Here is a 13,307-nt window from a genome sequence, read left to right as displayed (position 1 = left end):
GCGGGACGGTCATCGAAGTGCGGGGTCGTCCCGGCCGGTCGCGCAGTTCCCCGCGCCCCTAGAGGGGCGCTCCGGTGACCGTCACCGAGAGGTCGTTGTCACCCGTGTAGTACGGGACGGCCGTCACCGGGCCGGCCGCCGTCTCCAGGGTCGTCCTCGGGTACGTGAAGATCGGCTTCTTGTCGGCGATGTCGTCGAGCAGCCGCGCGATCCGTACCCGCGGCCCGCTCTCCCCCGCCGGGCGCAGCCACAGGTCCCAGACCCCCTCGGACAGCGCGGTCCAGTCCACGGTGAAGCCGAATTCCGCCCCGTCCCGGTGGACCTCGGCCCGCAGCGGCACCGTCTTCCTGCGGGGGGCCAGCTCGGCGTACGCGTCCGGGGTGAGCGCGACCCCGTAGGCCCGGCCCCGCACGCCCAGCCCGTCCTGGGCGATGTGCAGCTCGCCGGCCTCCGCGTGCGGTGCGCGCAGCCAGCTGCGGACGGAGAGGTTGCCGTGCTTGGTGGCGTACGGGATGCGGACGGCGACGTGTCCGCGGGCCCCGCTCGGCGCCCGGTCGACGAGCGAGCGCAGGTCGTTGAGGCCGGGTGCGAGGCGCTCCGGTTCACCGTCCGCGGTCTGCGCGAAGGCGTCCCAGCGGCCCTCGGGGAGCTCGACGCCGCTGGGCAGCGCCGCGCGCAGCCGGCCGTCGGCGGCCGGGGCGAGCGGCAGCCGGACCTCCTGGAGGCCGTCGCGGTGCCGCAGCACCAGGTGGGTGCCACCGGCCGCCTCTGCGGACCTGCCGGGCCCGGTCGTGTCGGGCTCGCTCATCTCGAAGGTGAGGCCGCCCGCGGAGTCGGCGATGCAGTCGGCGCGCGGAGCCCCGGCCGCGTCCTCCTCGGCCGGCCGGGGCGCGACCTTCGATGCCGGTGTCGTCATGCGGAACGCTCCTTTCCGAACACGCTCAGTCCCGCGTCCCGGACGGCGTAGGCGCCGCCGAGCAGTGCTCCCCTGGTGCGGTGCAGCGAGCCGCGCACCCGGCCGACCCCCGAGGCGCCGTTACGTGCCACGAGACCGCTGAAGACGTTCTCGTAGCGCTCGGCGATCCGCGCCGGATCGAAGCGCTCGGAGTCCTTCAGGGCCGCTCCCGCCATCTGCCGGCGCAGCGCGTCGTCGTTGATGAGTTCGAGCAGGCCGTCGGCGATGGCCCGGACGTCGCCGACCGGCACGAGACGGCCGTCGACACCGTTGTCAATGATCTCCCCCGGGCCGTGCGGGCAGTCGGTGGAGACGACGGGCAGACCGCAGCGCATGGCCTCGACGATGGTCATGCCGAAGGACTCGAGGCTGGAGGTGACGGCGGCGATGGAGCCCTTGGCCCACTCCGGTTCGATGGGATTGGCCGGTCCCATCAGCAGCACGTGGTTGTAGAGGCCGAGTTCGTCGATGAGGCGGCGCAGCTTGTCCTTCTGCTTCCCGCTGCCGTAGATCCGCAGGCGCCAGTCGGGCCGCTGGGCACGCACCAGGTCGAAGGCCCTGATCAGCAGGTCGTACCGCTTGACCGGGGCGAGCCGGCCGGCCGCCACGACCCATTTGCCGGAGCCGTCCGCGGGCTCTATGCCGGGCGCGGGCACCGAGTTGGGCACGGCCTCCACGTGCACGCCGGGCAGCCGCATCTTCGTGCGGTACGCGCCGGCGTCCGCCTCGGTGGTGGTGGTGACCGCGTCGAGCCGGGGGTACGCGGCGCGCAGTTGCGTGCGCAGCGCGACGGAGTGGCTGTCGAGCGTGAGGTGCTCCTGGCCGACGCGGGCCGGGCCGCGCCTGGTCTCGCGCGCCAGGTGGACGTTCAGGCCGGGCCGGGTGCCGACCACGACATCGGCGTCGACCGTCGAGAGGTGCCCCGCGATACGGCGGTCGGTCAGGGCGCTGTACTGGTCGTAGCGGAGCTCCCCCCTCGGGAAGACCCGGGCGGGCGCCGCGTGCTCGGGGTCGTCGCCCTCGTAGCCCGGACTCCCCTTGCGCAGGTCGACGAGATGGCGCAGGCGCACCCGCGGGTTCCGTGCGAAGACCGGCTCGTCGCGGTGGCGGAGGACGGAGACGATCTCGACGTCGTGCTGCTCGGACAGGGTGTTCGCAAGGTTGTACGTCGTCCGGATCGTCCCACCGATTCCGTAGGCGTTGTGTATAAGGAAGGAAATCTGCATGCGTCCCCGTATCTCCGGCTCATCCAGCTACCAGAGGGTTAGACCGGGGTGCCCACGGGATGGTTGGGTCTCCTTATCACTCTGTTCCCGAACGGTTGCGCCATCGGTAACCCGATGAGGGAACCTTTTGCCGCCGGTACGCATCAGGGCCGGTAGGACAGTTGGGGGACGTCGAAGCACTCGTCGTCCATGTCCCCCTGGCTCACCCACCCCCGGGCGTCCTCCCAGCGGGCCACCGACAGGCACGTCCGGCGGGTCCGCGGCGGCCCGGGCAGCCGCTCGAACCGGACCGGCAGCAGCAGGCCCTTCGCGGTGTACGGCTTCCCGGTGGCCATGAACCGGTCGACGCACGCGCGCGTGACGCCCGTTCCCGCGCAGGACCGGGCCGCGTCCGTGAACCACATCGCGGCGGCCCAGCCCTCCAACTGCCACTGCGAACGGGTCTTCAGGGACTTCGTGCCCTCCCGGAACTCCCGTACGGCCTCGTGGCCGGCGGCCGTGTCGTCGTAGTTGCGGCTCGAACCGGTCGCCCACAGCGCGTTGCGGCAGCGCGGCGCGTCCTTGTAGTCCTCACGGACGGTGGAGGTCCAGTTCTGCACGTTGGTGACCTTGGCGAGCACCTCGGCGCCGACGTCGTCCATCGCCTCGCACAGCTTCGCGTTGCCGTAGCCGTCGATGGCGTCGAAGACCAGGTCGGCGCCCCGCTCCTTCAGGTCGGCCGCCGCGGCGCGGAAGTTGGGCAGCGCGAAGTCGACCTGCTCGGTGACGACCTCGTACCCCTCGGCCCGCAGGCCCCGGACGACGAGCCGGGCGTACGCCGCCGACGCGGACTGGTTGTACGAGACGACGGCCGCCGTACGGGCACCGTGCTCGCGCTTGAACCAGCGGTAGATCTCGGTGCCGCCGTACAGTTTTCCGTCCCAGCCGGGCTTCCCGTTCCGCGGGGCGAGGCTGCCGTAGATCCCGTAGAGGTGCGGATAGGTGTCGTAGGCCGCGCCGATGGGCTGGCCGCCGATGTCGGGCACCCGCGCGCGGGCCACCAGGGAGGCTCCCGCGTAGTCGAGCGCGGTCGTCGCGACGAGGGCCACCACCTCGTCCTCCTCCACGAGCCGGTGCACGCACTCGTTGTTGCCGACGCCGCTGCCGCCGTCGTCGCACGTATGGACCTCGACCCGGCGCCCGCCGATGCCGCCGCGCGCGTTCAGGGCGTCGAAGTAGGCCTGCGCGCCGTCGCGCGGACCGGTGAAGGCGTCGCCGCCCACCGGGCTCGTGGCGCTCGCGACGAGGCCCACCCGGATCGGCTCCGCGGCGCGCGTGACGGGCGCCCGGTCCGGCCGGTCCCCGAAGTCGCTCTCCGGCAGACGGCTGCCGCAGGCCGTGCCCAGCAGGAGCAGCAGGCCCGACAGGCCGGCGGCGGCGGATTCAGCAGCCCGGACCGGGCGACGCATTGCCGCTCAGACCGACGAGGCCGCACAGCGTCTTGACGGACACCTTCCACGTGCCGTCCTGCTCGACGGAGGTCCCGGCGGCGTCCGGCATGACCGTGGCGCCCTTGAGGGTGAGCGTGTACGTGACGTCCGCGTCGGCCGGTGACGTGAAGGCGACCTCGCCGACCGTCGCCTCCACCTGTCCGCCGCGCTCGTCGCCGCCGAAGCTCTTCAGCACCTGGCCCATCGCGTCGCCGTTCTCCAGGACGGCCTGCTTCTCCTTCGTGGGGACATCGGGGTCGAAGAACTTCTTCCAGTTCTTCTTGATCTCCGCCTCGGCCGCCGCCGGGTCGTCCGGCGCGCTCGCGCTCGGCGCCGGCGCGCTCGTCGAGGCTCGCTCCGCGGGGGGCGGGGGCGGATCCGTGTCGTCACCGCCGCTGTCGTCGCCGCAGGCCGTGAGGGCGAGGGCGAGGGCGAGGACCGCCACCACCGCCGGCCCCCGGCCGTTCCCGTGCCTGACATCGCTCCCGAGAACCATCTGGCTCACCACCGGGTGTCGGTCCGGGCCGGGTGCGCCCGGAGCTTTCGGGGACAGCTTGCAGAAGGCATAGTGCAAGTCCGTCGGCGGACTTGGAAGACAACCGCGCACATACGGCCGGACCCATCATGGGGAGCCTCCATGCGGACTGCTCGACCGCGACAGGTACGTCCCGTGCTCTGGGCCGGGTGGGCGGCGCTCGCCGCGGGTGCCGTGCTGTGCGTCCTCGGCTGGTACGGGATCTCCGGCGAGCGGTACGCGGAACGGCAGCTTCCGTACCTCGCCTCCTGCACGGTGCCGGGAGCGGCCCTGATCGTCGCCGGCGCGATCCTCCTCGCCCACGGCAGGACCGCCCTCGCCGGGTCCCGTGTCGAGGAGCTGTACGCCCTGCTGGTGGCGGCCGGACCCGCCGACACCGACGGGGCCGGGGAGGCGGCGACCGCGCCCGTGGCCGTCAGCGGGGATCTGCTGATGGTGCCGGGCGGCACCCTGTGGCACCGTGCGGACTGCCCGCTCGTCGCGGACAGGGCCGGGGCCCTGCCGGTCGACTCGCGGGTCCTGGCGGGCGGGGAACTGGGCCCCTGCCCGATCTGCGAACCCGCCGCCCCGGACGACCGGCCGTCGTCCGGACCGGCCGGGGCGTCCGGCTGACGGCGCCGATGACGTCACTGACGTACGACCTCACCCTCGCCGGGCTCTCCGTGGGCAGCGCCGCCGCGCTCACCGGAATCGGGCTGGTGGTCACCCACCGGGCGACCGGCGTGCTCAACTTCGCGCACGGCGCGATCGCGATGGTCTGCGCCTACCTGCTGCGCCAGCTCACCGTCGAGTGGCACTGGCCGCTCGCGCTCGCCGCCCCGCTGACCCTCCTCGTGGTGGCCCCGGCGATCGGCGTGGCGCTGGAACGGTGCGTCTTCCGGCCGCTGTCCGTCCTGGGCGGCGACCCGGCGCAGACCCTCGTCGCGTCCATCGGCGTGTTCGTCCTGCTCGTCGGCGGGGCGGCGCTCGTGTGGGGTCCCGGCGCGCGCCCGGACGCACCGGCGCTCGTCCCCCGGGACCCCTGGGGCCAGTCGGCGGTGGCGCTCGTGCTGGCCGCCGGTGTGGGCGCGGTGATCCGCCGGACCCGCTTCGGCCGGGAGCTGCGGGCCGTCGTCGACGACCGCCCGCTCGCCGCGCTGAGCGGCATCGACGCGGACCGGGTGGCCGCGGCCGGCTGGGCGTTCGGCTCGTTCACCGCGGGTCTGACGGGGGTGCTGCTGGCTCCGTACGTACGCCTGGACCCGTACGGCATGCCGCTGCTGGTGATGGAGGTGGTGGCGGTCGCGGTGGCCGCCCGGATGCGCAGCCTGCCGGTGGCGGTCGTGGTGGCCCTGGGCATCGGGATCGCCCAGAGCCAGCTGACCCGGCTGCACCCGCCGGGCCGGCTGGAACCGCTCGTGCAGGCGGTGGGCGCGAACCTCTTCGTCGTCGCCCTGCTGGTCGCCGCGCTGGTGCTGCCGGGGACCGGCACCCGGGACGCCCTTCCGCGCACGGCGACGGCCCGCGTGGTGACCCCGCCGGGCGCGTGGATCGTCGCGGTGATCCTGTTCCTCCTCCCCCTGGGCTTCGCGGGCCCGGACCTGCACACGTCCGTCCAGGTACCGGCCCTGGGCGTCGTCCTCCTGTCCCTGGTCGTCGTGACGGGCCGCGGCGGCCAGATCTCGCTGGGCCAGGCCGCGTACGCCGGGCTGGGCGCCCTCTTCACGGCGCTGCTGGCCGCCGGGCGCTTCCCCGCCCTGCCCGAACTCCCGGAAACGGCCGCCCTGCTCGTGGCCGTGCTGCTGGTGGCCCCGCTCGGACTGCTGACCGGCCGGCCCGCCATCGGACGCCACGGTCTGGCCCTGGCCCTGGCCACCTTCGCGGTGGGCGTCGGCGTCAGCCGCTTCGTCTTCGCCCAGCCGTACGCGACCTCGGGCCTCGCCCTGGGGCGGCCGGCGGGGTTCGAGGGCGACCGCGCGTACTACGCGCTCGAACTGGTCCTGCTCGCCGGCGCGCTGCTCGCCGCCCACGCGCTGCGGCGGGGCCGTACCGGCCGGGCCCTGGCCGCCATGCGGGACCACGAGGCGGGCGCCTCGGCGGCGGGCGTCCGCGTCCCCGCGCTCAAACTGACCGCCTTCGTGGCGGGCGCCGCGCTGGCCGCGCTGGGCGGCGGCATGCTCGGCATGGGGGTGCGCGCCTTCGACCCGGCGGCGTACGACCCGGTCCGCGGTCTGCTCTGGTTCGCCGCGGTCGTGGTGCTGGGCGCCGACAGCGTCCTCGGCGCGCTGCTCGGGGCCGCGCTCCTGGTCGGCCTGGACGCGGGCGCCCGGGGCGGCGTCGCGGCGGCCGTCGTCGGGCTCCTCGCGGTCCTCGTGGGCCGCTTCCCCGGCGGCCCGTACGAGGCCCTGCGACAGGCCGCCGGACATCTGCGACCCCACCGGGAACCGACGCTGACCCCGCTGGGGACGGCCGTACGACGACGACTGCGGGCCGCGGCGCGGGACCCCGGCCCCCTTCCCGCGCCTCGCACACCGGCCGGCGCGGGAACGGCCACCGGACCGGGACCGCCCGGCGCACGGACGCCCACCGCCCCGGACACACCGCGCTTCCACGTGGGCGAACGACCACTGGTAGAGCGCCCGATACCGCCGGACGGGCCGGACGTCGGCGGGACCGGACTCGGTGCGTCCGGCAGTGGTGGATCGGACGTCGGCGGGGCCGACACCGGCGGGCCCGGGCCCGGGTCGGCGGCAGGTGCCGCCAGGCCGACGGGCACAGGGGCGGGCATGGGGCTGCCGGGCGCGGAGCCGCCGGACACGGGACCGGACCCGGCGCTTGCGGCGACAAGCGGCGGGCGTGCGGGTGGGGCGCCGGGCACGGAGCGGCCGGGCCCGGGGCGGCCGGGCACGGAGCAGCAGGGTGCAGGGCCGACGCTTCCGGCAGCGGGCGGCCGGGCACGTGGGACGCCGGGCGCGAGGCCGGGCGCGGAGTGGCCCGGCGCGAGGCCGGGCGCGGAGTGGCCCGGCGCGAGGCCGGGCGCGGAGTGGCCCGGCGCGAGGCCGGGCGCGGAGTGGCCCGGCGCCGGGCCGGGCGCGGAGTGGCCCGGCGCCGGGCCGGGGTCGGCGCCTGTGGCAGCGGGCGGCGGGCGGGCTCGTGGAGCGCCGGGGGCGGCCCGGGCCCCTGCCGGTGAGGCGGCGCCCGCTCTGCGCGCCCGGGGGCTGCGCGTCGCCTACGACGACGGGTTCACCGCTCTCGACGGGGTCGACCTCGACCTCCCGCCGGGCCGGGTCACCGCGGTCGTCGGGCCCAACGGGGCGGGGAAGAGCACGCTCTTCCACTGCCTGGCCGGAACCGTGCGGCCGGCGTCGGGAAGGGTCGTGCTCGGGGAACGGGACATCACCCGGCTGCCCGCCCACGCACGGACCCGGCTCGGTATCGCGCGCACGTTCCAGCAACTGGCCGTCTTCCCCACCCTGACCGTGGCCGAGAACGTCCGCGTGGGCGCCGAGCAGGGGCGGGTCGTGGACGCGGACGCGGCGGAGCGGGCCTTGCGGCTGCTCGGACTGGACGGATCCGTACGGGCGCTCCCCGCCGTGGACCTGCCCACCGGCACCCTGCGGCGGGTCGAACTCGCCCGGGCGCTGGCGGGCGGTCCACGGATCCTGCTGCTGGACGAACCGGCGGCCGGGCTCGACACCGGCGAGGTGACCGCGCTGACCCGGGTGCTGCGGGCACTGGCCGCCGACGGCACGGCCCTGCTGGTCGTCGAGCACGACCTCGACCTGGTGGCCGACCTGGCCGACACGGTGCACGTCATGACCGCGGGCCGGATCGTCGCGTCCGGCCCCGCCGACCGGGTGCTCGACGGACTCGATGAACTCAGGGGACTCAAGGGGCTCGACACGGTGATCGACGGATGAGCGGGCCCGGAGGCACCGGCGGCATCTCCCTGCGGCGGGCGCGCGTGCGCTACGGCTCGCTGGAGGCCCTGCACGGGGTGACGCTCCACGTGCCCGCGTCCGGCGTCACCGTCCTGCTCGGCCGCAACGGCTCGGGCCGTACGACCGTGCTGCGCGCCCTCGCCGGGACCGTGCCCCTGTCCCGGGGCGCCGTGGTCTGGGACGGCGCCGACGTCACGCACCTGTCCGCGTACGAACGGGCCCGCCGCGGTCTGTGCCTCGTGCCGGACAGCCGCGCGGTCTTCGGCTCGCTGACCGTCCGGGAGAACCTGGGACTCGCGGCCGGCGGCGGTCCGTTCGAGGCCGCGCTCGACGCCTACCCCCGGCTCGGTGACCTGCTGCCGCGGAGGGCGGGCACGCTCTCCGGCGGGGAGCGCCGCATGCTCGCCCTCTCCCGCGCGCTGCTGGCACGCGCGCGCGTGGTCCTCGTCGACGAGCCCGCCCAGGGCATGTCCCCCGCGATCGCGTCCCGCACGTACGACCTGCTGACCGGCCTGGACGCCACGGTGCTCATAGCCGAACAGCGCCTGCCGCCGGGCCTGCGCGCCGCAACGACACTCGTGTACGAACTGCGTCGCGGCGCCCTGGCGTTCAGCGGCGAGGCGGCGGAGCGGTGAGCCGCGCCGGCGTCTGCGACGGGGCCGGCAGGACCGACGGGACCGCGCCCTGCGGCGGAACCGCAGGCACCACCGGAATCGAGGAGCCCGAAGGACCGGAAGGATCGGAAGGATCGGAGGGAGCAGAAGGAATCGCCGGGGTCGCCGGGACCGCCGGAGTCGCGGACGTCGCCGGGGCCGGCGGAGTCGCGGACGTCGCCGGGGCCGGCGGAGTCGCGGACGTCGCCGGGGCCGGCGGGGCCGAAGGGGTGGGGGTGACGGGCGGAGCCGGAGGGGTCGGTGTCGCCGAGGGCCGCGGCGCGCTCGGGCGGCCCGTGGCGGGCTTCTTCGCGGGTTCGCCGCCCTTCTGCGGCTTCGGGCGGTGTCCCGGGGCCGGCGCCTTCGGCAGGCGCAGCAGCGTGCCCGTGTCCAGGCGGTCCGGGCGAGGGCCGACCACCTGGCGGTTGAGTGCGTAGAGCGCCTGCCAGCCGCCCTCGATCCCGTACCGGCGGGCGATCGACGACAGCGACTCACCCCGCTTCACCACATGCGTCCGCCCCGTGAGCCGGTACCGCTTCGAGCAGGTGGGCCACGCCTTCCAGCCCTGCACCCGCAGCACCTTCTCCGCGACCTTGATCTGCTCCTCCCTCGTGGCGAGGTCCGCGCGGGGCGCGTAGGCGAGGCCGCCGAACGCCCGCCAGGTGGGCTGCCAGAACTGCAGCCCCCCGTAGTAGCCGTTCCCGGTGTTCGCGTTCCAGCGCCCACCGCTCTCGCACTGCGCGAGGCATCCCCACGGCCACCGGTCCTTCGCACAGCCGTACGAGACCGGGGCCGCGGCGGACCCGGGCACGGCGGCCGGCGGCCCCGCGGACGGTAGCCCCGAGACCGGCGGCGCCGCGGCCGCCTGCACAGGGGCCGACAGGACGAGGGCGACGGCGACGGCGGCCGCGTACCGCATGCGCGTGATCGACATCGGGCCACGCTAGGCGGGCCCCCGCGGTGTCCGGACCAGCCGCGCGGACGGCCGGCGCGGCCCCACCCGGTCGGCGGACCCGGTGGGGCCCCGGGGCCGGAGAATTCCGGTACGGGCTCCGGTTCAGAGCTTCAGCCGCTGCCCGGGGACGATGACGTCGGGGTCCCCGCCGACGACGGCCCGGTTGGCGGCGTACAGGCGCTGCCAGGTGATCCCGTGACGCGCGGCGATGCCGCTCAGCGTGCCACCGCCGCGGACGGTGCAGCCGCCGCGGGAGCGTTTCCGGACGCACCGCGCCAGGTGCCGGCGGAGGACCGGAGCCCTCCGCAGCAGCCGTTCCCGGTGTTGACGTGCCGGTCGCCGCCGCTGCGGCACCGCCGTTCGCGGCGAGCCGTCCGAGCGGTGCTCACTGCACACGGCGGAGCAATCCATGAGACGAGAGGTCCGGTATCAACCGACTCATCCAACTCGTCGTCATTTCGGACCAGTTCACCGTTACCCTAGGTATCGTCGAATTCCGGACACCCACTTCATTCATTGATCTCCTGATTTGTCGACCATCACCCCCACTGATCCGTGACCCCCCTCACCGCATCAACTTCGTTGTCTGCCGGAGCAGTTGGAATGGAGTGACACATTCCGCCACCGGGTTCACCCTGCGCGCGGGATGGTTCGATTCCGTTCGCTCCCGGGCGTGACCCCCGCCACAGATCCTCCGTTGTCTCCTTCATGAGCCGGAAACCCATCCGGTTCACGGACCGGGAACCTCCGGCCACAAGACGCACCGCATCCCGAGGAGCCACCCGTGCCGCGCATGCTCGACGTCAGCGACGACGTACGCGCCGAGATCGGCGACGAAGAAGCCGACCGGCTGCTCGCCGGAGAGAACGCCCCGGGCAGTTACGACTGCACGTCCTGCCGCACCCAGGGCAACTCCGAACAGGAACGCACCAGCACCGTCCTGTTCATCGGCGACGAGACGGCCGTACTCGCGTTCGCCCACGCCACCTGCCTGCCCTCACAGGTCGTCCAGGTGACCGAGGAGCAACTGCAGGGCGCCGCCCGGTCCATCACCGGCGACGAGCGCCCCTCCGAGGCCCTGCCCGAGCAGGCCGTCCTCGGCGTCACCAGCGGGCTCGTCCTGCTCAACGGTGAACTGCACCCCGCGCTCGTCGTCGAACCGACCGAACGCATCGCCCGCCCGGGCACGGCGGGGGGCGGCGACGACTTCCTGCCGCTCCTCATCGAGCAGGGCTTCATGCCGCTCAGCAAGCTCACCGAGGTCCCGCCCGTGCTGCACGGCTGGTCCGTGCTGCTCGCCGTGGGCCAGCTGCACGCGATCCTGCAGCCCGGCACCAACGGCGGCTCGCCCGTCGCCTGGTGGCAGGCCCACCAGCCGCTCCAGGTCACCGACAGCTGGCGGACGGCCGCCAACAAGCACCAGCAGGTGCTGCTGTTCGCGGCCCCGGTCGGCTCGATCGGCCGGCAGCCCCGCGAGGACCTGCTGCGTGACGCCCTCGACAAGGCCGCGGCGAGCGGCCGGCTGGTGGCGAGCGCGATGCCGCTGGCCGGTACCTGAGTCCGGCCGGCCGGGGTCCCGAGGGGGCGGGCGCACTCCTGTGACCTGCGAAAGCGGGCCGTGAGCCGCATCCGAAGGGCGGCGGCGTCGTTGGCACGTACGTGCACACCTACGACGCCCATCGCCGCCTGCCCTACTCGTCCCCGCTCCCGGCCGTGCGGCCGGCCCGGGACACCTCGGGCAGCTCTTCGGCCACCCCGATCTACGACGCGCTCTACGCGGAGTACCTCAGGACCTTCCGGGCCCTGCCGGGCGACCGCAGCGGCGAGGAGGAGTTCGGCCTCGCGGTGTTCGGCGACCCGTACGGGCCGGGCGCCCGCACACCGACCGTGTACGGCATGCGGCCCGTCTCCCGGCAGCACGCGACGGGCCTGACCCCGGCGGCGCTGCCGCCGGGCCCGCGCCGGGAACGCTGACGCGCCGCGGGAGGAAACGGGAGGGGGCCCCTGCATCCGCAGGGGCCCCCTCCCGTTTCCGTACACCGCACGCGGCACACCGCGTGTGCGGTTACTTCTTGCGGCCGCGCTTCTCGCGCACCCGCACCGAGATGTGGATCGGCGTGCCCTCGAAGCCGAACTCCTCGCGCAGGCGGCGTTCCACGAAACGGCGGTAGCCGTGCTCGATGAAGCCCGAGGAGAAGAGCACGAAGCGCGGCGGCCTGGTGCCGGCCTGGGTGCCGAACAGGATGCGCGGCTGCTTGCCGCCCCGGATCGGGTGCGGGTGGGCGGCGACCAGCTCGCCCAGGAAGGCGTTCAGGCGGCCCGTCGGGACACGGGTCTCCCAGCCCGCCAGCGCGGCCTCGATCGCCGGGACCAGCTTCTCCATGTGCCGGCCCGTGCGCGCCGAGACGTTGACCCGCGGGGCCCACGCCACCTGGAGGAGCTCGGTCTCGATCTCCCGCTCCAGGTAGTAGCGGCGCTCCTCGTCGAGGGTGTCCCACTTGTTGAAGGCCAGGACGATCGCGCGGCCCGCCTCGACGGCCATCGTCACGATGCGCTGGTCCTGGATGCTGATGTTCTCGCTGGCGTCCAGCAGGACGACCGCGACCTCCGCCTTCTCCACGGCGGCGGCGGTGCGCAGCGAGGCGTAGTAGTCGGCGCCCTGCTGGAGGTGGACCCGCTTGCGGATACCGGCCGTGTCGACGAACTTCCAGGTGACGCCGCCGAGCTCGATGAGCTCGTCGACCGGGTCACGGGTGGTGCCGGCGACCTCGTTGACGACCACGCGGTCCTCGTTCGCCACCTTGTTCAGGAGCGACGACTTGCCGACGTTCGGGCGGCCGATGAGCGCGATGCGGCGGGGCCCGCCGACCGCGACGCCGAAGGTCTGCTCCGGCGCCTCGGGCAGCGCCTCCAGGACCGCGTCCAGCATGTCGCCGGTGCCGCGGCCGTGCAGTGCGGAGACGGGGTGCGGCTCGCCGAGACCGAGCGACCAGAGGTACGAGGCGTCGGCCTCGCCGCTCAGACCGTCGACCTTGTTGGCGCACAGGACGACCGGCTTGCCCGCCTTGCGCAGCAGCCGCACGACGGCCTCGTCGGTGTCGGTGGCGCCGACCTTGGCGTCGACGACGAAGACGACCGCGTCGGCGGCCTCGATCGCGAACTCGGCCTGCGCGGCCACGGACGCGTCGATGCCGAGGACGTCCTGCTCCCAGCCGCCGGTGTCGACCAGCTTGAAGCGGCGGCCGGCCCATTCGGCCTCGTAGGTGACGCGGTCGCGGGTGACGCCCGGCTTGTCCTCGACGACGGCCTCGCGGCGGCCGATGATGCGGTTCACCAGGGTCGACTTGCCGACATTCGGGCGGCCGACCACGGCGAGGACGGGGAGCGGGCCGTGCCCGGCCTCCTCGAGCGCGCCCTCGATGTCGTCGGCCTCGAAGCCCTCCTCCGCGGCGAGCTCCATGAACGCTGCATACTCGGAGGCCTCGACCTCGCCAAGCGCCCCGTGCTCGTGCTCCGAGCCGTCGGGCTGGATCTGGTCGTTCATGAAGTCCGTACCTCGTTCATCGTGGTGATCGGTGGAACCACCCGTACCGG

Annotated in this window: 13 protein-coding genes; 5 read left to right on the top strand and 8 right to left on the bottom strand. The window is 74.5% G+C overall.

Features of this window, described 5'->3' with window-relative positions; translation table 11 throughout:
• Positions 1 to 58 precede the first annotated feature (58 nt).
• The 4 genes from QFZ75_RS30360 to QFZ75_RS30345 form a co-directional block, all read right to left on the bottom strand.
• Positions 59 to 916 (bottom strand): hypothetical protein, encoded by an 858-nt coding sequence (locus QFZ75_RS30360; RefSeq protein ID WP_307541967.1) that lies wholly within the window; start codon positions 914 to 916, stop codon positions 59 to 61.
• Positions 913 to 2,181, bottom strand: coding sequence for a glycosyltransferase family 4 protein (locus QFZ75_RS30355; RefSeq protein ID WP_307541965.1), 1,269 nt, complete (start codon positions 2,179 to 2,181; stop codon positions 913 to 915). Before QFZ75_RS30355 ends, QFZ75_RS30360 begins: the two co-directional genes overlap by 4 nt.
• A gap of 143 nt (positions 2,182 to 2,324) precedes the next feature.
• Positions 2,325 to 3,629 (bottom strand): ABC transporter substrate-binding protein, encoded by a 1,305-nt coding sequence (locus tag QFZ75_RS30350; RefSeq protein ID WP_307541963.1) that lies wholly within the window; start codon positions 3,627 to 3,629, stop codon positions 2,325 to 2,327.
• Positions 3,604 to 4,146: a hypothetical protein gene (locus QFZ75_RS30345; protein WP_307541962.1), complete on the bottom strand. Its 543-nt coding sequence runs from the start codon at positions 4,144 to 4,146 to the stop codon at positions 3,604 to 3,606. The genes QFZ75_RS30350 and QFZ75_RS30345 overlap by 26 nt, the downstream gene beginning before the upstream one ends.
• Before the next feature lie 141 nt (positions 4,147 to 4,287).
• Between QFZ75_RS30345 and QFZ75_RS30340 the strand changes: the two genes are divergently transcribed.
• From QFZ75_RS30340 to QFZ75_RS30330, 3 genes are read left to right on the top strand one after another with little or no spacing between them, the layout of a single operon-like run.
• Positions 4,288 to 4,797 (top strand): hypothetical protein, encoded by a 510-nt coding sequence (locus QFZ75_RS30340; RefSeq protein ID WP_307541960.1) that lies wholly within the window; start codon positions 4,288 to 4,290, stop codon positions 4,795 to 4,797.
• A gap of 8 nt (positions 4,798 to 4,805) precedes the next feature.
• Positions 4,806 to 8,084, top strand: a complete 3,279-nt coding sequence (locus QFZ75_RS30335; RefSeq protein ID WP_307541958.1) for an ATP-binding cassette domain-containing protein — start codon at positions 4,806 to 4,808, stop codon at positions 8,082 to 8,084.
• Positions 8,081 to 8,740, top strand: coding sequence for an ATP-binding cassette domain-containing protein (locus QFZ75_RS30330; RefSeq protein ID WP_307541956.1), 660 nt, complete (start codon positions 8,081 to 8,083; stop codon positions 8,738 to 8,740). Before QFZ75_RS30335 ends, QFZ75_RS30330 begins: the two co-directional genes overlap by 4 nt.
• On the opposite strand, the gene QFZ75_RS30325 is transcribed toward QFZ75_RS30330, so the two are convergent.
• The 3 genes from QFZ75_RS30325 to QFZ75_RS41225 form a co-directional block, all read right to left on the bottom strand.
• Positions 8,715 to 9,692 (bottom strand): transglycosylase family protein, encoded by a 978-nt coding sequence (locus QFZ75_RS30325; protein WP_307541954.1) that lies wholly within the window; start codon positions 9,690 to 9,692, stop codon positions 8,715 to 8,717. The two genes, QFZ75_RS30330 and QFZ75_RS30325, sit on opposite strands and share 26 nt — an antisense overlap.
• A gap of 123 nt (positions 9,693 to 9,815) precedes the next feature.
• Positions 9,816 to 9,905 (bottom strand): hypothetical protein, encoded by a 90-nt coding sequence (locus QFZ75_RS41230; RefSeq protein WP_373466066.1) that lies wholly within the window; start codon positions 9,903 to 9,905, stop codon positions 9,816 to 9,818.
• A gap of 23 nt (positions 9,906 to 9,928) precedes the next feature.
• Complete coding sequence (locus tag QFZ75_RS41225) at positions 9,929 to 10,102, bottom strand: transglycosylase family protein (protein WP_373465967.1); 174 nt, start codon at positions 10,100 to 10,102, stop codon at positions 9,929 to 9,931.
• A 395-nt stretch (positions 10,103 to 10,497) separates the two neighbouring features.
• Here QFZ75_RS41225 and QFZ75_RS30315 point away from each other — a divergent pair, with 395 nt between their 5' ends.
• Together QFZ75_RS30315 and QFZ75_RS30310 are read left to right on the top strand one after the other, a co-directional pair.
• Positions 10,498 to 11,271 (top strand): hypothetical protein, encoded by a 774-nt coding sequence (locus tag QFZ75_RS30315; protein ID WP_307541951.1) that lies wholly within the window; start codon positions 10,498 to 10,500, stop codon positions 11,269 to 11,271.
• Between the two features lie 101 nt (positions 11,272 to 11,372).
• Positions 11,373 to 11,687, top strand: coding sequence for a hypothetical protein (locus QFZ75_RS30310; RefSeq protein ID WP_307541949.1), 315 nt, complete (start codon positions 11,373 to 11,375; stop codon positions 11,685 to 11,687).
• Between the two features lie 91 nt (positions 11,688 to 11,778).
• Here the strand turns inward: QFZ75_RS30310 and der are convergent, their stop codons facing one another.
• On the bottom strand, positions 11,779 to 13,257 hold the full coding sequence (der, locus tag QFZ75_RS30305; protein WP_307541947.1) for a ribosome biogenesis GTPase Der: 1,479 nt from the start codon (positions 13,255 to 13,257) through the stop codon (positions 11,779 to 11,781).
• Positions 13,258 to 13,307: the final 50 nt, after the last annotated feature.

Source organism: Streptomyces sp. V3I8 (assembly GCF_030817535.1).
Classification (GTDB): Bacteria; Actinomycetota; Actinomycetes; order Streptomycetales; family Streptomycetaceae; genus Streptomyces.
Note: the sequence above shows the minus strand (reverse complement) of the source record. Positions and strands in the feature narration are given on the sequence as shown.